This window comes from Halomonas piscis (assembly GCF_031886125.1).
In the GTDB taxonomy this organism is placed as follows: Bacteria; Pseudomonadota; Gammaproteobacteria; order Pseudomonadales; family Halomonadaceae; genus Vreelandella; species Vreelandella piscis.
Genome location: NZ_CP119391.1, coordinates 759984 through 779640, shown reverse-complemented (window position 1 = coordinate 779640; position 19657 = coordinate 759984). Strand labels below are relative to the sequence as shown.

Annotated in this window: 18 protein-coding genes; 2 read left to right on the top strand and 16 right to left on the bottom strand. The window is 65.7% G+C overall.

The annotated features are described in order from the left end of the window. The first annotated feature begins 224 nt into the window (after window positions 1-224). A protein-coding gene (locus P1P91_RS03660) for an IS5 family transposase (protein ID WP_407650535.1) occupies window positions 225-976 on the top strand; the annotation gives its coding sequence in 2 pieces (ribosomal slippage) (window positions 225-557 and window positions 560-976; 750 coding nt in all). 88 nt (window positions 977-1064) lie between these two features. On the opposite strand, the gene P1P91_RS03655 is transcribed toward P1P91_RS03660, so the two are convergent. From P1P91_RS03655 to P1P91_RS03620, 8 genes are all read right to left on the bottom strand, one after another. After that, the gene (locus P1P91_RS03655) at window positions 1065-1832 is read right to left on the bottom strand and encodes a COG3650 family protein (RefSeq protein WP_311884602.1); all 768 of its coding nucleotides are present in this window, start codon (window positions 1830-1832) and stop codon (window positions 1065-1067) included. A 41-nt stretch (window positions 1833-1873) separates the two neighbouring features. Continuing rightward, window positions 1874-2389: a DUF3087 family protein gene (locus tag P1P91_RS03650; protein ID WP_311884600.1), complete on the bottom strand. Its 516-nt coding sequence runs from the start codon at window positions 2387-2389 to the stop codon at window positions 1874-1876. Window positions 2390-2418: 29 nt separating this feature from the next. Beyond that, on the bottom strand, window positions 2419-3528 hold the full coding sequence (locus P1P91_RS03645; RefSeq protein WP_311884598.1) for a 3-deoxy-7-phosphoheptulonate synthase: 1110 nt from the start codon (window positions 3526-3528) through the stop codon (window positions 2419-2421). Window positions 3529-4052: 524 nt separating this feature from the next. After that, entirely contained in the window at window positions 4053-4178 is a 126-nt protein-coding gene (locus tag P1P91_RS03640) for a hypothetical protein (protein WP_311884597.1), read from the bottom strand. A gap of 85 nt (window positions 4179-4263) precedes the next feature. Next, window positions 4264-5007, bottom strand: coding sequence for an FAD-binding oxidoreductase (locus P1P91_RS03635; RefSeq protein WP_311884596.1), 744 nt, complete (start codon window positions 5005-5007; stop codon window positions 4264-4266). 49 nt (window positions 5008-5056) lie between these two features. Continuing rightward, window positions 5057-6556, bottom strand: a complete 1500-nt coding sequence (ubiD, locus tag P1P91_RS03630) for a 4-hydroxy-3-polyprenylbenzoate decarboxylase (RefSeq protein ID WP_311884595.1) — start codon at window positions 6554-6556, stop codon at window positions 5057-5059. A 42-nt stretch (window positions 6557-6598) separates the two neighbouring features. After that, on the bottom strand, window positions 6599-7858 hold the full coding sequence (rho, locus tag P1P91_RS03625) for a transcription termination factor Rho (protein WP_311884593.1): 1260 nt from the start codon (window positions 7856-7858) through the stop codon (window positions 6599-6601). Window positions 7859-8185: 327 nt separating this feature from the next. Further along, complete coding sequence (locus P1P91_RS03620) at window positions 8186-8335, bottom strand: hypothetical protein (protein WP_311884591.1); 150 nt, start codon at window positions 8333-8335, stop codon at window positions 8186-8188. 179 nt (window positions 8336-8514) lie between these two features. On the opposite strand from P1P91_RS03620, the gene P1P91_RS03615 reads away from it, so the two are divergent. Further along, a complete protein-coding gene (locus P1P91_RS03615; protein ID WP_311884589.1) occupies window positions 8515-9549 on the top strand; it encodes a Ppx/GppA phosphatase family protein in 1035 nt (344 codons plus the stop codon). On the opposite strand, the gene tilS is transcribed toward P1P91_RS03615, so the two are convergent. From tilS to lpxD, 8 genes are all read right to left on the bottom strand, one after another. Next, window positions 9476-10801 carry a tRNA lysidine(34) synthetase TilS gene (tilS, locus tag P1P91_RS03610; RefSeq protein ID WP_311884587.1) on the bottom strand — a complete coding sequence of 442 codons (1326 nt, stop codon included), beginning with the start codon at window positions 10799-10801 and terminating at the stop codon, window positions 9476-9478. The two genes, P1P91_RS03615 and tilS, sit on opposite strands and share 74 nt — an antisense overlap. Beyond that, complete coding sequence (locus P1P91_RS03605) at window positions 10782-11738, bottom strand: acetyl-CoA carboxylase carboxyltransferase subunit alpha (RefSeq protein WP_311884586.1); 957 nt, start codon at window positions 11736-11738, stop codon at window positions 10782-10784. The genes tilS and P1P91_RS03605 overlap by 20 nt, the downstream gene beginning before the upstream one ends. Window positions 11739-11858: 120 nt before the next feature. After that, window positions 11859-15359, bottom strand: coding sequence for a DNA polymerase III subunit alpha (gene dnaE, locus P1P91_RS03600; protein ID WP_311884585.1), 3501 nt, complete (start codon window positions 15357-15359; stop codon window positions 11859-11861). Window positions 15360-15406: 47 nt separating this feature from the next. Continuing rightward, on the bottom strand, window positions 15407-16012 hold the full coding sequence (gene rnhB, locus P1P91_RS03595) for a ribonuclease HII (RefSeq protein ID WP_311884584.1): 606 nt from the start codon (window positions 16010-16012) through the stop codon (window positions 15407-15409). Next, the gene (lpxB, locus tag P1P91_RS03590) at window positions 16005-17198 is read right to left on the bottom strand and encodes a lipid-A-disaccharide synthase (protein WP_311884582.1); all 1194 of its coding nucleotides are present in this window, start codon (window positions 17196-17198) and stop codon (window positions 16005-16007) included. Before lpxB ends, rnhB begins: the two co-directional genes overlap by 8 nt. A gap of 48 nt (window positions 17199-17246) precedes the next feature. Then, complete coding sequence (gene lpxA, locus P1P91_RS03585) at window positions 17247-18014, bottom strand: acyl-ACP--UDP-N-acetylglucosamine O-acyltransferase (protein ID WP_311884580.1); 768 nt, start codon at window positions 18012-18014, stop codon at window positions 17247-17249. Next, on the bottom strand, window positions 18011-18454 hold the full coding sequence (gene fabZ, locus P1P91_RS03580) for a 3-hydroxyacyl-ACP dehydratase FabZ (RefSeq protein WP_311884578.1): 444 nt from the start codon (window positions 18452-18454) through the stop codon (window positions 18011-18013). The genes lpxA and fabZ overlap by 4 nt, the downstream gene beginning before the upstream one ends. A gap of 139 nt (window positions 18455-18593) precedes the next feature. Then, on the bottom strand, window positions 18594-19625 hold the full coding sequence (gene lpxD / locus P1P91_RS03575; RefSeq protein WP_311884577.1) for a UDP-3-O-(3-hydroxymyristoyl)glucosamine N-acyltransferase: 1032 nt from the start codon (window positions 19623-19625) through the stop codon (window positions 18594-18596). Window positions 19626-19657 lie beyond the last annotated feature (32 nt).

Genomic DNA, 19657 nt, shown 5'->3' with positions numbered 1-19657 from the left:
AGGTGCCACCAACAGGCCGGATATAAGCGTGCAGTCCTCACCTTTATGCGTGGTTGCTTCTAGCTTGCACAACAGGACGGGTCCATATAAGCGGACTTCAGTCCGCGAAGATACTGCCTTTACACAGCATTCGCGCAATAAATTGCGCTCCCACCCAGCTAGGGTGTGTTAACAATCATTAGTTTCGTTTAAACTGATTTAGTATTCATAGATTTTGGTGGGCCATGAGTCGGTTGAAGTTACGCGATGATCAGTGGGAGCGAATCGAGCACCTGCTCCCCGGCAAAGCCTCAGACTGTGGGGTAACTGCCAAGGACAATCGCCTGTTCGTGGAAGCCGTGCTCTGGATCGCTCGGACCGGCGCCCCGTGGCGTGATCTTCCCGAATCTTTTGGGCGCTGGCACACCGTCTACATGCGGTATAACCGTTGGTCACGAAAGGGCGTTTGGCAGCGTATTTTTGACACAGTAGCCGACGATCCCGATCTAGAGCAGCTAATGATCGACGGTAGCATCGTCAGGGTGCACCAGCATGGAGCGTCAAAAAAAACACGCAAGACGTCGAAGCCATGGGCAAATCTCGAGGCGGATTGAGCACCAAAATTCATGCCGCAGTCGATGCGTTAGGTAACCCAGTACGATTGGTTCTCACACCGGGCCAGGCGTCGGAGTATGGTGCTGCTCCCGCTCTACTGGAAGGTTTTTCCCCGCAAGCAGTGCTGGGCGACAAGGGGTATGACTCCACTGCTCTGCGGGACATGATTCAGGCCGCAGGTGCCGAGCCGGTGATTCCTCCGAAAAAGAATCGTTTGGCGCGCATTGAAGTAGACTGGCACTGTTACCAAGATCGCAATCTGGTGGAGAGGTTCTTTCAGAAAATCAAGAAGTTCCGGCGGTTATCTACACGCTATGAGCGACTGGCAAGAAACTACCAGTCACTCCTCTGCCTCGTGTCAGCCGCCATATGGCTGGCCTAATTGTTAACGCCCCCTAGATACCGCAGTGCCAGTGAAGACATCCAAGTAGTCGCTCCGAGGCTAACGCCGCCGTCGGCTCTTAACAAGCTCAGGGCGCGATACCTTCGCCGCAGCCGCTGTACTGCTCGCCGTCGATGGAAAGCGTCACCCGGGCCGGATAGGGCTTGCCGCTCATGTCGTCAAAGCAGGCGGCGGCTTCGATGCGCACGCGGAAGAATCGGCCGGCGTCGGCGTTTTCCAGCACCACGCGCCCGGCGTCGTTGTCCATGGTGCTGACCATGTAGGGCAGCGTCTGCGCGGTCTCGCCGTAGTCGGTAGTCAGCACCAGCCTGGGCTCGTGATTATCCAACTCAACGGTCCACCCCGGCTCGTTGCCGTGGCCGAAAAACATCACGCCCGGGTGCTCTGCCCGAGTGCGGGCGTCGCGCTCATGCGCCAGTTGGCACTGAAGCTGGCCCCGGGGCGTTTCCACCTGGGCCTTGTCGCCGCGGTTCCAGAAGCTTAGCTCGCCGTTCTGGTAGCGCGCGCCGCTGGCCACCACCGCCTGGGGCAGCTGCCAGGCGCCGTGGAGCGACCACAGCCTGAGCTGCTCGTCGCCGAAGGCGGTGACCAGGTGCTGGTTGGCCGGCGCGCAGCGCCAGGCCTCGAAACCTTCGGCCGCGCCGGGGAAAAGCGCCGGCGGAAAGAGCGGCGCCGTGGAGACGTCGGCGCCCAGCGATGTGTCCGCGGCATGGTCCGCAGGCTCGCCCGCCCCGGCCGACGGGCTCTCGGAAGGCATCGTGCCCGGGGCGGCGCAGCCGCCAACGAGCAGCGCACCGGCCACGGCCGCCGGCCAAAAGTCGCGATAAGTTCCCATCCGGTCTCCCTGATCCTTGATGTTGTTAACGTTGCCGATGTTCACGCCCGCCGGTAGCGCTGCAGGTCGTCGGGATTGAAGCTTCCCACCTCTTCGGGCAGGCCCAGCGCTTCGCGCTTGAGCCTGACCTGCATCTTTTCCGCTAGCCGCTCGGCGTCGTCGTCGGTGGTGCGGCCGTTGAGCTCGGCCAGCTGTTCCATACCCTGATGATAAAAGGTCAGGATATCCAGCGCCGTGGTGTCGTCCTGCTCAACGGCCGGGCGCAGCGTCACCAGATACCCGCTAACCTGGCCCAGGTGGTGCTTGAGCTGCCAGGCATAGCGCACCTCGTTCATCCAGGGACGATCCTTGAGTACGGCAAACATCGCGCTGGTAGCCAAAAGTCCCAGCACCACGCCCAGCGCGTTCATGGCAAGGCTTGAGCCAAAGGCCGAGGTCAGTATCAGCGCAAACAGCATGCCCAGCACGGCGAACTGTCCGGCCATGACCAGACTGATGATGCGCGATTTTCGCCGGTAGGCGTGGGCATCCTGATGCTGCAGTATAAAACGCGCCATGGTCGGCCTCTCGTGTCATGCGTCAAGCGTTATGCCAGCCGTTCGGCGGCGGTTTTCACAAGCCGCTCGGTGGTCTCCCAGCCAATGCAGGCATCGGTAATGGAAACGCCGTGGCGCAGCGCGCCCGGGGTCAGGGGCTGCTTGCCTTCGTGAAGAAAGCTTTCCAGCATCAGCGCGGCCAGGTTCAGATTGCCCGCCTCGCGCTGGGCGAGCACGTCGAGCATCACCTCGCTCTGGCGGCGGTGGTCCTTGCGCGCGTTGGCGTGGCTGCAGTCGACCATCAGCCGCGGATTCTGCCCGGCGCTTTCCAGCGCCGCCGCTGCCGCCCGGACGTGGTCCGCCCGATAGTTGGGCTCGCCGCTGCCGCCGCGCAGCACCAGATGAGTATGCGGGTTGCCCGGGGTCTGCGCTACCGCCGGACGGCCGGCGGCGTCCATGGCAAAGCGCTGGTGCGGGTGTGCCGCCGCGCCCATGGCGTCAACGGCTACCTGCACGCCGCCGTGGGTCGCATTCTTGAAGCCCACCGCCGCGTCGAGGCCGCTGGCAAGCTCGCGGTGAAGCTGAGACTCGGTGGTCCGGGCGCCGATGGCCACCCAGCTCAGCAGGTCCTCCAGGTACGGCGCCAGCATGGGCTGCAAAAGCTCGGTGGCCACGGGCAGGCCGCACTCGGCCACGTCGCGCATCAGCTCGCGGGATAGCGCGAGCCCCCGGGCAATATCGCCGCGGCCGTCCAGGTCCGGGTCGTAGGCGAGCCCCTTCCAGCCTACGGTGGTGCGGGGCTTTTCCACATAGACGCGCATTACCGGCAGGATCTGTTCGGCAACGTCGTCGGCGAGGCGCGCCAGGCGTTCGGCGTATTCCCGCACGGCGCGGGGGTCGTGAGCGGAGCAGGGCCCGACCACGAGCAAAAGGCGCGAGTCCTCGCCCGACAGGATGCGCTTGACCGTCGAGCGCTGGCTTGCGATGCCGTCGCCCAGCGCCCGGCTGAGCGGGTACTCGGCGTGCAGCGCGGACGGGGCGGGGAGCGCCTGCGGGCCGGTCGGCGTGGCAGGCTGGCGGGCCGTCACGGCGTCGGACACCGTCGGCGTTTGCGGGGCAGTGGCGGTAGCAGTTTTAAGAATAGTGGCAGTCGCGTTCATGAGTTAGCGCTCCGTCGGCAAGGGACATCGTGGGCTCTCGCCACCGCGGTGAACACGGCCGGAGGTGGCAGCTGCTGCCGGCCGCGCGGGGCTAAATCGCCAGCCGTCGCCATACGTCGGATAGCCGTACAGGGCGGGGGTAGCGAAGTTGGCCGGTGCGCGGTAACTCATGGTGCAGCTCCTGTGTAACATAAGCGATTAGCGTCACTGGGGGTTCCAGCGCCGCCGTGATCCGGGGCCTTAAACGCAAAAAGCCCCGGCGGGGATTACCCACCGGGGCTTTCGCGGCAGGCAACCCGGCGGGATGCCCGTTGGCGCAGCTCAGCTGCCGGCCACGGCCATCCCCTGGCTAAACCAGTAACCATAACCGCAGCCAGGCGCGGTGCCGTGCACCGATGAAATACCTGCCGTGTCCAGAAGCGCTGCGATATGCATGGGGTTTGCCTAGTCAGCCGGATTGTCGTGATACATCCTTTGGTTAACGGTCAGGGTAGCCCGATAACGGGCTGCCTGACAAGCGGCTATCAGCCGGCGAACGTCTGGATCCAGGCGATGGTCGCCGGCAGGCAGGCCATGCCAACCAGCACCACCAGCCCGGCCAGTATGGCCAAAATGCCGCTGTCGTCGTAAGAGTTCTCGTCACGGGCCATACAAACCTCCTTGATGTCCTGTTATACGCGGTCTGCGCTGGTAAGGTCGATGCGCTCCCAGTCTAGCAAACTCTTCATCGCCGTTTCAGGCTTTATCCCGGGGGGCGTAGCTGAAGACGTCGGAAAACACCCGGGCTTCGTCGATGCCCTTGTCTTCCAGCACATCCAGGCAGGCGTACACCATGCCCGGCGAGCCGGACAGATAAATATCGCACTCGATCGGGTCAATGTCTGCCGCTTCCAGCGCCTCGTCGATGCGGCCCTGGTGGTGGATCAGGCGCTCGCCTTCCGCCAGCGGCTCGGCAAGCGGAAGCTCGGTCACCGCATGAAACGTGAAATGCGGATACGTCTGCGCCCAGCGCGTGGCCAGCGGCTCCAGATACAGTTCGCGATGCTCCCGGGCCGCCCACCAGAGGTCAATCCGGCGCTCGGGGTGGCGCGCCAGCGCCGCCTCGATCAGCGCCTTCATCTGGGCAAAGCCGGTGCCGGCCGCAATCAGCAGAAGCGGCCGGGTGCTGTTGTCCGCCAGCTTGCAGTCGCCGCCGGGCAGGCGCACGGTCAGCTGCTCGGCAACCTGCAGCAGCTCGCGCAGCCGCGCGGAGTTGCTGCGTTCGGGCCAGTGCTGCACGTGAAGTTCCAGCCGGCCGTCGTCGCGACTGCCGCTGGCAATGGAAAACGGCACCCAGGTGTATTCGTCCAGCGCCAGCTCCAGGTACTGCCCTGGCTCGTGCACCAGCGCTTCGGCGCGCCCTTCCAGGGTAACGCCGAACACGTCGGGATTGAGATCTTCCACTTCGGTGACCAAGCAGGTCATCGTCCTTGCGCTCATGCAAACCTCTTGTTCAGCGTCTCATCCAGGCGATGCGACGGGATGAATGTCAGTCGCCGCCGCTTCGCGCCGGCGGCAGCGGTATACCGATGCCAAACGTCTCCCAGCGCTCGTCGACCCGCGCCTTGACCGCGCTGTCCATGGCAATGGGTACGCCCCACTCGCGGTCGGTTTCGCCGGGCCACTTGTTGGTGGCGTCAAAGCCCATCTTGGAGCCCAGCCCCGATACCGGCGAGGCAAAGTCCAGATAGTCGATGGGCGTGTTTTCCACCACGGTGGTGTCCCGGGCCGGGTCCATGCGCGTGGTCATGGCCCAGATCACGTCTTCCCAGCGCCGGGCGTCGACGTCGTCGTCGAGCACCACCACGAACTTGGTGTACATGAACTGGCGCAGAAAGCTCCACACCCCCATCATCACGCGCTTGGCGTGGCCCGGGTACTGCTTTTTCATGGTCACCACCGCCATGCGGTAGGAGCAGCCTTCCGGCGGCAGGTAGAAGTCGACGATCTCGGGGAACTGCTTGCGCAGTATGGGCACGAACACCTCGTTGAGCGCCACGCCCAGAATCGCCGGCTCGTCCGGCGGGCGGCCGGTGTAGGTGGAATGATAGATCGCGTCCCGGCGACGGGTCAGCCGCGTGACGGTAAACACCGGGAACGACTCCACCTCGTTGTAGTAGCCGGTGTGGTCGCCGAAGGGGCCTTCCGGGGCCATGTCGTCGGGGTAGATGAAGCCTTCGAGAATAATCTCGCTTGAGGCCGGCACGTCAAGCTCGGCGTGGCCGCACTTGACCAGCTCGGTGCGCGAGCCGCGCAAGAGGCCGGCAAAGGCGTATTCCGAGAGCGTGTCCGGCACCGGCGTGACCGCGCCGAGAATGGTGGCCGGGTCCGCGCCCAGCGCCACCGCCACGGGAAACGGCTCGCCGGGGTGGGCCTGCTGGAACTCCTGAAAGTCCAGCGCCCCGCCGCGGTGAGACAGCCAGCGCATGATCAGGCGGTTCTTGCCAATCTTCTGCTGGCGGTAGATGCCCAGATTCTGACGTTCCTTGTGGGGACCCTTGGTGACCACCAGCGACCAGGTGACCAGGGGCGCGGCGTCTCCCGGCCAGCAGTGCTGAATGGGCAGGCGGTCGAGATCCACGTCGTCGCCCTCTTCCACCACTTCCTGCACCGGGGCACGCTTGACCGTCTTCGGCCCCATGCTCAGCACCTGCTTGAAGATCGGCAGCTTCTGCCAGGCATCCTTCAAGCCCTTCGGCGGGTCGGGCTCCTTGAGAAACGCCAGCAGCTTGCCGATCTCGCTCAGCGCCTCGACCGAGTCCTCGCCCATGCCCATGGCCACCCGCTCGGGCGTGCCGAACAGGTTGCCCAGCAGCGGCATGTCGTGGCCCTTGACGTTCTCGAACAACAGCGCCGGGCCGCCGGCGCGCAGGGTGCGGTCGCAGATTTCGGTGACCTCGAGGTACGAATCGACCTCGGCGGAGACCCGCACCAGCTCGCCCTGCCTTTCCAGCGCCTGGACAAATTCGCGAAGATCGCGGTATTTCACATCAGGCCTCCCTATTATCGGCACTGCCGGCCAGTCGTCACCCTAGCGACGCTTCATGGCCTCGAAAAACTCCAGGTTGGTCTTGGTATCCTTCAGCCGGTCGATCAGAAACTCGGTAGCGCCAACGTCGTCCATCGGATGCAGCAGCTTGCGCAAAATCCACATGCGCTGCATTTCTTCTTCCGAGGCGATCAGATCCTCTCGGCGGGTGCCGCTGCGGCGGATGTTGAACGCGGGGAACACGCGCTTTTCGGCGAGCTTGCGGTCCAGATGGGCTTCCATGTTGCCGGTACCCTTGAACTCCTCGAAGATGACTTCGTCCATCTTCGAGCCGGTATCCACCAGCGTGGTGGCGAGAATCGTCAGGCTGCCGCCTTCCTCGATATTGCGCGCGGCGCCGAAAAAGCGCTTGGGCTTTTCCAGGGCATGAGCATCGACGCCGCCGGTGAGCACCTTGCCCGAACTGGGCACCACGGTGTTGTAGGCCCGGGCCAGGCGGGTGATGGAGTCGAGCAGGATCACCACGTCCTTTTTGTGCTCGACCAGCCGCTTGGCCTTTTCGATGACCATCTCGGCTACCTGGACGTGACGCGCCGGCGGCTCGTCAAAGGTCGAGGCCACCACTTCGCCGCGCACGGTGCGCGACATTTCGGTAACCTCTTCCGGGCGCTCGTCGATGAGCAGCACGATCAGGTGGCACTCGGGGTTGTTGCGCGTGATCGAGGTGGCGATGTTCTGCAGCATCAACGTCTTGCCCGCCTTGGGCGGCGATACCAGAAGCCCCCGCTGGCCCTTGCCGATGGGCGCAGTGAGATCGATGATCCGCGCGGTCAGGTCCTCTTTCGAGCCGTTGCCCATTTCCATGCGCATGCGCTCGTCGGGAAACAGCGGCGTGAGGTTCTCGAACAGGATCTTGTGCTTGGCGTTTTCCGGCCGGTCAAAGTTGATCTGGCTGACCTTGAGCAGGGCAAAGTAGCGCTCGCCGTCCTTGGGCGGGCGTATCTTGCCGGCGATGGAGTCGCCCTTGCGCAGGTTGAAGCGGCGAATCTGCGACGGCGAGACGTAGATGTCGTCGGGGCCGGCCAGATAGGAGCTGTCGGCGCTGCGCAGAAAGCCAAAGCCGTCTTGGAGAATTTCCAGCACACCGTCGCCGTAGATGTCCTCGCCGCTTTTGGCGTGCTTTTTGAGGATGGCGAAAATGATGTCCTGTTTGCGCGAGCGAGCCAGATTATCGATCCCCATCTGGCGGGCGATATCGAGCAGCTCAGGAACGGATTTTTGCTTGAGTTCGGTAAGATTCATCGGTGTGTTAGAACGTTGCTCATGAAAGCGAGGCGCCGGGCGCCGCAAAGTAGAAAGGAGGCGTGGCAGTAACGCGCCGTATGATGCGTTCAGATCCCGACAAGACGCGCGCTCGATATGCAGGAAGCCAGACTGACCCGAACGCATCGGATTCAGCTCGACGAATCACTCCTGATTTCAAGGCCGGCACCGGATGGGCCGGACAAACGGGCTATCTGACGACTTGGACAGCTGGCAGGCTTGCCCCCGTACAACACCCCGTACCAAACCGCCGTGCGGCTCGGCGCACCGGGAACGTCACGGCGCCGACGCCTTGTTGCATCGATGTCAGGCGCGTGGCGACGCCGCGGAAAACGAGAAAACGCCCGGCTCGGCGTGGATGAGGTTGGGGTAAAGCTTGAGATAGCCGAAAGTAACGCCTGGCCTGTTGCCGTCGGCACCCAGGGTGCCTGGCGGGCTTTGGACGTCGGCACGCATGGCCGTTTGCCATCTTGCCGTGAGAGCCCACCGGCGGCCAGTCCACCGTACCACGGTGTCTTTTCGGCTCAAACCAGTAAACGGATGGTAGTCAAGCCCTGCCGCAAACGCAAGCCTTGCCAATTGACAATCCGCCAGGGGGCACGCAACCTTGCCCGAACCAACCGGAAGGACTGCCCATGCCCAAGGATACGCCTTTTTCCGCCGCTGCCGGACGCGCCGTCTCCCGACATCCGGGCCGGGCCGCCCGGCGGCTCGCCGCCATCGACCTGGGTTCCAACAGCTTCCACCTGCTGGTGGCAAGCGTGATCCGCGCCCGCCCGCACATCGTCACCCGGCGCGGCGTCAAGGTGCAGCTGGCGGCGGGGCTTGACGCCCGGGGCAACCTTGACCGCGGCGCCATGCAGCGCGGCCTTGAGTGCCTCGAGCAGTTCGCCGCCATGCTGCACAAGGCGCCCTGCGCGCAGCTTCGCATCGTCGGCACCAGCGCCCTGCGCGATGCCGGCAACCGCCACGTCTTTCTCGACCGCGCCGCGGCGCTGCTGGGCCAGCCCGTCGAGGTGATTTCGGGGCGCGAGGAGGCCCGCCTGATCTACCTCGGCGCCGGCCACGCGCGCGAGTTCAACGGGCGGCGGCTGCTGGTGGATGTCGGCGGCGGCTCAAGCGAATGCGTGATCGGCGAGGGCATGGCGCCGCAGCTGCTGGAGAGCCTCGCCATGGGCTGCGTGACGTTTTCCCGGCGCTTTTTTCCCGGCGGCGTCATCAGCCCGGCGAATATCCAGGCTGCCGAGCAGGCCGCGCTTGAGCGGCTGGCGAGCGTTCAGGCGAAGTATCGCCGCGCCGGCTGGGACGAGGCCGTGGGTACCAGCGGCACGCTCAAGTCGGTGGCGCGCGTCCTTTACGCCTGCGGCGATAGCCGCGAAAAAGGCCTGATCACCCGCCCGGGACTCGAGCAGCTGCGCGCCCGGGTACTGCGCTACCGCCATCTTGATGAGCTGGCGCTCAAAGGACTGAAGGCTAATCGAGCCGGCATTTTTCCCGCCGGCATTGCCATTGTCAGCGCTATATTCCAGACCTTTGACCTTCAGCAGCTGCGCTTTGTCGACGGCGCCCTGCGCGAGGGCATGCTCCATGACATGCTCAGCGCGCTGCCTGACGCGCAGGCGCAAACCGCCAGCCCGCGGCCTGGTAGAGTAGCGTATCGGGGGCCTTGATCGCCGCCACGCACGCCTCTTCTGCCCAGACGACAATGATCGTATGGCGCTCCCAGGGCGGCACGCCGGCTTCGGCCAGCAGCCGCTTGAGATCCCGCCGACCGCGCCCGGCGAGGCGGATAACCTCGCCGCCCCGGCGCCAGCTCGCGATAAGCGGCAGCGCGGCCCCTTCCGCCCCGGCCTTGAGCTGGACGTCCACTTCGCCCAGCGGCGTGGCGAGCGGCGCGCAGCCGTCCCAGGCGCTGCGCCAGTCGGGCGCCGCCGCCTGGTGCTCTTCCGGTAACAGATAAAGCCGCCCCCGCCATAGCCGGGCACAGCCGCCGGGCCAGGTCACGTGCGCCTGCGCATCCGCCGCGGCGCCCAGCTGAGCGAGCAGGGTTTCCAGCCGCTTCTGCGGCGGCGTCGCCAGGCCTTGCTGACGGCAAAACGTGCGTACCAATAGCCGCTGACGGCCCCGGGAGCGGCCGGCAAGCGCCGCGGCGTCAAGCTGTTCTGCGCCGACCTGGAGCGTGGCAAGCTCCTCGGCGGCGTAGGCTTCCAGCAGCGCGTCGGCGTCCTGCATATGCAGGGCTGCAGCCGCCAGCGAGCGCTCGGCGTGCGGCCAGCGCGCCTTTAGAGCGGGAAGAACCCGGTGGCGCAGATAGTTGCGCTCAAAGCGAGTATCGGCGTTGGTCGGGTCGTCGCACCAGTCTAGCCGCCCTTCCCCGGCCAGCGCCCTGGCCGCATCGGCAAGCGCGCCATGCTCCGCCTCGAGCCAGGGGCGAGCCAGGGTAATGCCGTGAAACACCCGGCGCTCGGGCATCGCTCCGAGCCCGCGCACGCCGCTGCCGCGCATGGCGGCCAAAAGCCAGGTTTCCGCCTGGTCGCGGCGGTGCTGAGCGAGCATGAGCGTATCACCTGCCGGTACCTGCTCGACAAAGGCGGCGTAGCGGGCCTTTCGCGCCGCGCCTTCCACGCCTCGGCCTAGGGCATCGACGGCCACCCTGGCCACCGTCAGCGGTACGCCAAGCTCTCGGCACAGAGCACGACAGCGGTGCTCAAAATCAGCGGCGGCGGCTTGCAGGCCGTGGTTGATGTGCAGCGCCCTGAGTGGGCGACCCCGGGCGCGGCAGAGCTCAGCGGCAAGCGTCAGCAGCAGCGCCGAATCCATGCCCCCGGAAAGCGCCACCCAAACGCAGCGCCCCGGCGGAACATCCGCCAGGGCGCGCTCAAGCAGGGTTTGCAGCCGTTGACTATGCGACGGATGCGCCATAGCTCATCAGCCGCTCGTAGCGGCGCTCCAGCAGCGTCTCGGTATCCAGCGCTTCCAGCCGCTCGAGGCTCTGGGCAAGCGCCTCTTTCACCCGCTCGGCGGTTTGCTCATGGTAGCAGTGGGCACCGCCCAGGGGCTCTTCGATCAGCGTATCGACGAAGCCCAGCTCCTGCAGTCGCTCGGCGGTTATGCCCATGGCCTGGGCGGCTTCGGAGGCTTTGTCCGCGCTTTTCCACAGGATCGAGGCGCAGCCTTCCGGCGAGATCACCGAGTAGGTGGAATACTGCAGCATGGCAAGCTCGTCGCATACGCCGATGGCAAGCGCCCCGCCGGATCCGCCCTCGCCCACCACGGTGGAAACGATCGGGGTCTTCAGCCGCGACATCACCGCCAGGTTGTTCGCGATCGCCTCGGACTGGCCGCGCTCTTCGGCGTCGATACCCGGGTAGGCGCCGGGGGTGTCGATAAAGGTCAGCACCGGCATGCGAAAGCGCTCGGCCATCTCCATCAGCCGGCAGGCCTTGCGGTAGCCCTCGGGGCGCGGCATGCCGAAGTTGCGCCGCACCTTCTCCTTGACGTCGCGGCCCTTCTGGTGGCCGACGACCATCACCGGCTTGTCGTTGAGGCGCGCCACGCCGCCTATCAGAGCGTCATCGTCGGCAAAGCGGCGATCGCCGTGAAGCTCGTCGAAGTCGGTAAAGACGTGCTCCAGGTAATCCCGGGTATAGGGGCGCTTGGGGTGGCGCGACAGCTGGGAGACCTGCCAGGGAGTGAGGTCGCGGAAAATGGACTCGGTCAGCTTGCGGCGCTTGACCTCCAGACGTTCGATTTCGTCGCCCAGATTGACCTGGCTGTCGGAGCTGACCAGCCTGAGCTCTTCAATTTTTGCCTGCAGCTCGGCAATCGGCTGTTCAAAATCGAGGTAGTTGGGATTCATGGACGTTGCCTGTAAAAAACCTGTGGGGAAAAAGCAAACCTTGTCGATCGAGCGTATCTGGGTGGCATTATCGCAGCTTGGTGCGGCCACGCAAGGCAGCCGGCAAACGCCGCTGCCAGGCTAGTCGTAGCGCAGCTTGACGCCAACCTGGCCCTCGACGTCGCGCAGCGCCAGCAGCAGTTCGTCGTTCGGTGCCACCCGCCAGCGCTCGTCGAACGCCAGCCAGCCCGTGGCGTCGGGGTGGCGATACTGCAGGCGCACCGGTAGCCCCTCGGCATCGCAGTGAGGGCTCAGGCTATCACGCAGGCTATCGACCAGACGACCGTTGATCCGGGTGGCGTCCAGCGCCAGGTCCACCGACTTTCCGTAGCGCACCCGAGCCGCCATCATCGGGGTGACGTCCTTGCCGCGCAGCTTGACGCCGCCGGAGTAGTCGTCGGTGGAGACCTCGCCCTCGACGATGATGACCTGACCGGTATCGATCTGGCCGCGCAGTGCGTCGTAAAGCTCGCCGAACAGCGACGCCTCGATGCGCCCGGTGCGGTCGTCCAGGGTAATGAACGCCACGGTATCGCCGCGCCTGGACTTCATGGTGCGCACGCCCACCACCAGGCCGGCCACCCGCTGGGGCTCCCGGGACGGGTTGAGGTCGCTGATGCGGGTGGCCACAAAGCGCTTGAGCTCGGCCTCGTATTCGTCGATGGGGTGGCCGGTGAGATAAAGCCCCAGGGTATCCTTCTCGCCGGCGAGGCGTTCGCGATCGCGCCAGTCGCGCACGCCGCGGTAGTCGGCGTAGACGTCGCTGTCCTCCGCCAGGGCAAACGCCTCGCCGAACATGTCCATCATGCCCGCGCTCTGGTTGGTGTGGTTCTGGGCGGCGGCCTTGAGCGCGTCCTCCATGGCGACGGCCAGCACCGCGCGGCTCGGCCCCAGGGTATCCAGCGCGCCGGCGCGGATCAGCGCCTCCAGGGTACGCTTGTTGATGCGCCTGGGGTCCAGCCGCCGGCAGAAGTCGAAAAGATCGGCAAAGGCGCCGCCTGCCTGGCGCGCCTCGACGATGGCGCCGATGGGGCCTTCGCCCACGCCGCGAATCGCCCCCAGGCCGTACACCACCCGGCCTTCTTCGTCCACGCTGAACCGATAGGTACCGACGTTGACGTCCGGCGGCGTCACGGTCAGGCCCTGGTGACGGCACTCTTCGATCAGCGGCACCACCTTGTCGAGGTTGTCCATTTCGGTGGACATCACCGCGGCCATGAACGGCCCGGGATAGTGCGCCTTGAGCCACGCCGTCTGGTAGGAGACCAGCGCGTAGGCCGCGGAGTGCGACTTGTTGAAGCCGTAGCCGGCGAATTTTTCCACCAGGTCGAAGATGTTGCCCGCCAGCTCCTTGTCGATGCCGTTGGCCTGGCAGCCCTCCATGAAGCCCGCGCGCTGCTTGGCCATCTCTTCGGGCTTTTTCTTGCCCATGGCCCGGCGCAGCATGTCGGCCTGGCCCAGGCTGTAGCCGGCCATGACCTGGGCGATCTGCATCACCTGTTCCTGGTAGAGAATGATGCCGTAGGTGGGCGCGAGCACGGGCTGCAGCAGCTCGTGCTGATAGTCCGGATGGGGGTAGGACACCTCGGCGCGGCCGTGCTTGCGGTTGATGAAATCATCGACCATGCCCGACTGCAGGGGGCCCGGGCGGAACAGCGCCACCAGCGCGATCATGTCGTCCAGCGAGTCCGGCTGCAAACGCTTGATCAGCTCCTTCATGCCCCGGGATTCGAGCTGAAAGACGGCCGTGGTTTCGGCCTTCTTGAGCATCTCGAAGGTGGGCTTGTCGTCGAGCGGAATGGCGTCGATATCAAGCGCCGCCTGGCCGTCCGCGGCGCGCACCTTGTCCACCATCTCCAGCGCCCAGTCAATGATGGTCAGGGTACGCAGGCCGAGAAAGTCGAACTTCACCAGGCCCGCATCCTCGATGTCGTTCTTGTCGAACTGCACCATCAGCCCGGAGCCGTCCTCGTCGCACAAAAGCGGCGAGAAATCGGTAAGCTTGGTCGGCGCGATCACCACCCCGCCGGCGTGCTTGCCGGTGCCCCGGGTGATGCCCTCGAGCCGGAGCGCCATCTCCCAGATTTCTTCGGCCTCCTCGTCGGCGTCGATAAACTCCTTGAGCGCGGGCTCGGCCTCGATGGCCTTGGCAAGCGTCATGCCCACGTCGAAGGGAATCAGCTTGGAGAGCTTGTCGCCCAGGGAATACGGCTTGCCCTGGGCACGGGCCACGTCGCGCACCACGGCCTTGGCCGCCATGGTGCCGAAGGTGACGATCTGGGACACGGCGTCGCGGCCGTAGCGCTCGGCGACGTACTCGATCACCCGGTCGCGCTTTTCCATGCAGAAGTCGACGTCAAAGTCGGGCATGGACACGCGCTCCGGGTTGAGAAAGCGCTCGAACAGCAGATCGTAGCGCAGCGGGTCAAGGTCGGTGATCCTCTGGGCGTAGGCCACCAGCGAGCCGGCGCCGGAGCCGCGCCCGGGCCCTACCGGCACGTCGTTGTCCTTGGCCCACTGGATAAAATCCATGACGATCAGAAAGTAGCCGGGAAAGCCCATCTGCAGGATGATGTCGAGCTCGAAGTCCAGCCGCTCGCGGTAGCGGGCGTCGATCTCGCGCCAGGCGTCGCTGTCGCGCGGGTGCTCGGCCGGCGGATAGAGAAAGTCCAGCCGCTCGGTGAGACCGTCGTGGGAGACCTTGCGGAAGTACTCGTCCTGGGTCATGCCCTCGGGGATGCCGAACTCGGGCAGGAAAATCTCGCCCAGGCGCACGTCCACGCTGCAGCGCCTGGCAATCATCACGCTGTTTTCCAGCGCCTCGGGCACGTCGGCAAAGAGCTCGGCCATTTCCTCCGGCGACTTGAGATACTGCTCTTCGCTGTAGCGCCGCTCCCGGCGGGGGTCGTCAAGCGCCTTGCCCTCGCCGATGGCGACCCGGGTCTCGTGGGCCCAGAAGTCGTCGCGCTCGAGAAAGCGCACGTCGTTGGTAGCCACCACCGGGGTGCCGGTGGCAAGCGCCAGCTCGACGCTTTTGTGCACGCAGTCTTCCTCCAGCGCCCGGCCGGTGCGCACAAGCTCCAGATAAAAGCGCCCGGGAAACGCCGCCTGCCACGCCTCCAGCTCGCGGCGAGCGTCGCGTTCGTGATCGGCAAGCAGGTGGCGGCCCACGTCGCCTTCACGCCCGCCGGACAGCACAATCAGCCCGTCGCTCTGTGCAAGCACCCATTGCTTTTGCAACAGCGCTCGGCCCTGGTGCTGGCCCTCGGTCCAGCCCCGGGAAATCAACTCGGTAAGGTTGCGGTAGCCTGTTTCGTTCATCGCCAGCAGCGTCACCCGGTACGGATGGGCCGGGTCGTGGGCGTTGGCCAGCCACAGATCAGCGCCGATGATCGGCTTGAGCCCGGCGCCCTGGGCGGCGGTGTAGAACTTGACCAGGCCGAACAGGTTGGCTTCGTCAGTCAGCGCCAGCGCCGGCGCCTCGCGCTCGGCGGTGGTGTTCACCAGCGATGTCAGCTTGACCAGGCCGTCCACCAGGGAAAACTCGCTGTGAACGCGCAGATGTACAAAGGGAACCGTCATGGCAGTCTCGGTAGAACGCGGGAAAAGAAAAACCGTCCGGCGCCGGCTCACCAAAGCGCCAGCTGCCGGGCTACCGGCGCAAAGCTGCGGCGGTGTTCAGGAAGCGGCCCGAGCCGTTCAAGCGCGGCCAGGTGGGCCTTTGTCGGATAGCCCTTGTGGCGGGCAAAGCCGTAAGCCGGGTAGCGGGCGTCCAGGCTAAGCATCTGGGCGTCCCTTGCCACCTTGGCGAGTATCGAGGCGGCGGCAATGGCGTCGTGGCGGGCGTCACCCTTGACCACGGCCTGCCCCGGCAGCGCGTGCCCCGGCAGTCGGTTGCCGTCCACCAGCAGATACTCCGCTCGAAGCGCCAGGGCGTCAATCGCCCGGCGCATGGCCAGGTGGGTGGCGTGATAGATGTTGAGCGCGTCGACTTCCGCCGCCGTTGCTTCGGCCACGGCGAAGGCCAGCGCCCGCTGGCGGATCACCTCGTCAAGGGCCTCGCGGCGCCGGGCGGTGAGCTTTTTGGAGTCGGCGAGCCCGTCGAGCGGGCGTGCCGGGTCGAGGATCACCGCGGCGGCAACCACGCTGCCCACCAGCGGCCCGCGGCCCACTTCGTCCACGCCGGCCAGCCGCTCGCCGGCATAGTCGATCACAAGCGGGGGCAGCTCAGTCATGGGGTGACTCCTCGAGGTCTTTTTCCACGCTTTGCCCCGCGGCCAGCGACTCGACGGCGTCCGCCGCGCGAGCGCTGGCGCCGCGCCGGAGTTCGGCGTGCAGGCGGGCAAAGCGGGCTTCCAGGGCGGCGCGCTCGTCGGCATCGCCAAGCACCGCGGCCAGAGTATCGCTGATGGCCTCCGGCGTGGCGGCGTTCTGGATCAGCTCGGGCACCAGCGTTTCCCGGGCGATGAGGTTGGGCAGCGAAATCCACGGCGTCTTCACCAGCCGCTTCGCCAGCCAGTGGGTCGCCGGGGCCATTTTATAGGCCACCAGCATCGCCCGGTGGCACAGCATGGCCTCAAGCGCGGCGGTGCCCGAGGCCAGAAGCACCGCGTCGGCGGCCACCATGGCCTGGCGGGACTCACCGTCGACCAGCGTGACACGGCCACGCGCCGGCGAGCCGGCCGGCAGCGTCTCCAGCAGGCTTTCAAGCTCTTCGCGCCGGGCCAGCGTGGCCGCGGGGATCACCACCTGCAGCAAGGCAAAGCGCCGGCACAGCCGCTCAGCAGCCGCGAGAAAGGTCGCGCCGAGAAAGCGGATTTCGCTTGCCCGAGAGCCCGGCAGCACGGCAAGCGTCAGCGCCTCGGGCGCAAGCCCAAGCGCCCCACGGGCGCCAGCGCGGTCGTGGGCGAGCGGCATCTCGTCGGCCAGGGGGTGGCCGACAAAGGCCACCGGTACCCGGTGCTCTCGGTAAAAGTCGGCCTCGAACGGCAACAGCGTGAGCATGGCGTCCACCGAGCGGGCAATGCCTTTCACCCGGCCACGACGCCAGGCCCACACCGAGGGGCTGACGTAGTGGGCGGTGGTAATCCCGGAGTCGCGCAGGCGGCGCTCGAGGCCCAGGTTGAAGTCCGGCGCGTCGATGCCCAGCATCACGTCGGGCTGGAAGGCTTGCGCGTCGGCGGTGAGCGTGCGGCGCACCCGCCAAAGCTCGGGCAGGTGCTTGACCACCTCGACCAGCCCCATCACCGAGAGCGTTTCCAGGGCAAAGCAGCCGTGCAGCCCCTCGGCAAGCATCCGCGGCCCGCCGACGCCGCGAAACTCGACGCCCGGGTGGCGCTTTTTCAGCTCGCGCATCAGCCCCGCGCCGAGAATATCGCCGGAGAGCTCCCCGGCCACCAAGTAAATTCGCCTGAGCGTCATGGCAAGCCTCGCCAAAGCGGTCGGTTAACGCGCCCCCGGGCGGCCTGTCTAGCGGATGATGCCCCGGGTCGAGCATTCGATGGACGCGGCAAAGCGCTCCACCGCGTCGAGGTCATAGCGCTGGCGCATGGTGGCAAGCGCCTGGTCCACGGTCAGCCCTTGACGATAAATCAGCTTGTAGGAATCGGTCAGCGCCTTGATCGTCTCGCGGTCAAACCCGCGGCGCTTGAGCCCCACGGCGTTGAGCCCGTGGGCCTGGGCCGGGTTGCCGTTGATCATGATAAAGGCGGGAGTATCCTTGGTAATGATGGAGCCCCCGCCGGCCATGGCGTGCTCGCCGAAATGGCAGAACTGGTGCACGGCGGAAAGCCCGCCGAGAATGGCGAAATGCCCCAGGTGGACGTGGCCGGCAAGCGTCACCTGGTTGGCCAGGATACAGTCGTCGCCGATCACGCAGTCGTGGCCCACGTGAACGTAGGCCATGAAGAGGTTGCGCGAGCCGATAGTGGTTTCGCCGCGATCCTGGACCGTTCCCCGGTGCAGCGTCACGCCCTCACGGATGACGTTGTCGTCCCCCAGCACCAGGCGAGTGGGCTCGCCGGCATACTTCTTGTCCTGGCAGTTCTCGCCCACCGAGGCAAACTGAAAAATGCGCGTCCGCGCTCCGAGCACCGTGGGGCCCTTGATCACGACGTGGGGCCCGATGACGGAACCCGGGCCGACGGTGACGTCGGGGCCGATCACGCAGAAGGGACCGACCTCGACGTCTTCGGCAAGGCTCGCCGACGGGTCAACCAGAGCAGTAGGATGAATCAAGCCACCTTCCTCTCGGCACAGGTGATCTCGGCTTCGCAAATCACTTCGCCGTCCACCGTCGCCCGGCAGGCGAATTTCCAGATGCCGCGCTTGCCGCGAATCACGTTGGCTTCCAGGGCCAGCTGATCACCGGGCATGACCGGGCGCTTGAAGCGCACCTTGTCGCTGCCCACCAGATAGTAGACGTAGCCGTCGGCGGGGCGCTTGTTGACGGTCTTGAACCCGAGGATGCCGCAGGCCTGGGCCAGCGCTTCGATAACCAGCACGCCGGGCATGATCGGATGATGGGGGAAGTGACCGTTGAAGAACGGCTCGTTGATGCTGACGTTCTTGTAGGCAACGATGGTTTCGCCTTCCACCAGCTGCGTGACCCGATCCACCAGTAAAAACGGGTAGCGGTGGGGCAAATATTCGCGAATCTCGTTGATATCCATAGCCATCGTAGCGACCTCTGTATGACAAGATACCCGGGAATGTCCCGGGTGCTCCAGCGCTCCCGCCGGTAAAAAAAAGCAGTGGATTATACCGCGCCAACCGAGAGCCTCAAGCGCGCCACCGCACAAATGCGCCGACGGTCTTTTAGCCGCGGCGCTTTTCCAGCCGGGCCAGCCGCTTGGCAATGTCATCCAGCTGCTTGAAACGCACCGCGTTCTTGCGCCACTGGTGGTTGTCCATGGCGCCGGTGCCCGAAGAGTACACGCCGGGCTCATGGATGGAGTTGGTGACCAGGCTCATGCCCGTGACCTGGACGCCGTCACACAGGGTGAGATGGCCGGAAAGCCCGACGCCGCCGCCCAGCATGCAGTGTCGCCCCACCCGAGTGGAGCCGGCGATGCCCACGCAGCCGGCAAGGGCGCTGTGATCGCCGATCTGCACGTTATGGGCGATTTGGACCTGGCTGTCGATCTTGACGTCGTCGCCGATCAGGGTGTCGCCAAGCGCGCCGCGATCGATGCTCGAACAGCTGCCCACCTCCACGTCGTCGCCGAGCACCACGCCGCCCAGCTGGGCGATCTTGTGCCAGGCGCTGCCGTCGTGGGCAAAGCCGAAACCGTCGCCGCCGATCACGCAGCCGCTTTGCAAGATGACCCGCTTGCCGACCACCACGCCGTGACAGACGGTGACGTTGGCGTGCAGGCGGGTGTTCTCGCCCAGCTGGCTGTCGGCACCAATGAAGCTGCCCGGCCCCACGACCACGCCGCTGCCCAGCACCGCGCCGGCCTCGATCACGGCGTTGGCGGCCACGCACACGTTTTCGCCCAGACGGACATCGTCAGCCACTGTTGCCGCGGGATGAATTCCCGCCCGGTCCCGGGACGGCAGCGGATCAAACAATTGGGAAAGCCGAGCGTAGCCAAGATAAGGGTTGTTCATCTCCAGGCGCGGCACCGGGCAGCTTCCGCCGTGATCGGGGTGCAGCAGCACGCCCCCGGCTCGGGTCGCCGCCAGGTCCTTGAGGTAGGCGCGGCTGGTGACGAAGGCCACCTGGTCGGGCCCGGCGCCCCGGAGCGTCGCCAGGCCGCGAATGGGTGTCTCTCCGCTGCCGCTGAGCGTAGCGCCCAGGTGGCGGGCAACGTCGGCCAAGGTCAAAGAGTGAGGAGCGTGCGTCATAAGAGCTCAAGCCTGCTGGCAGTGCGGCACCC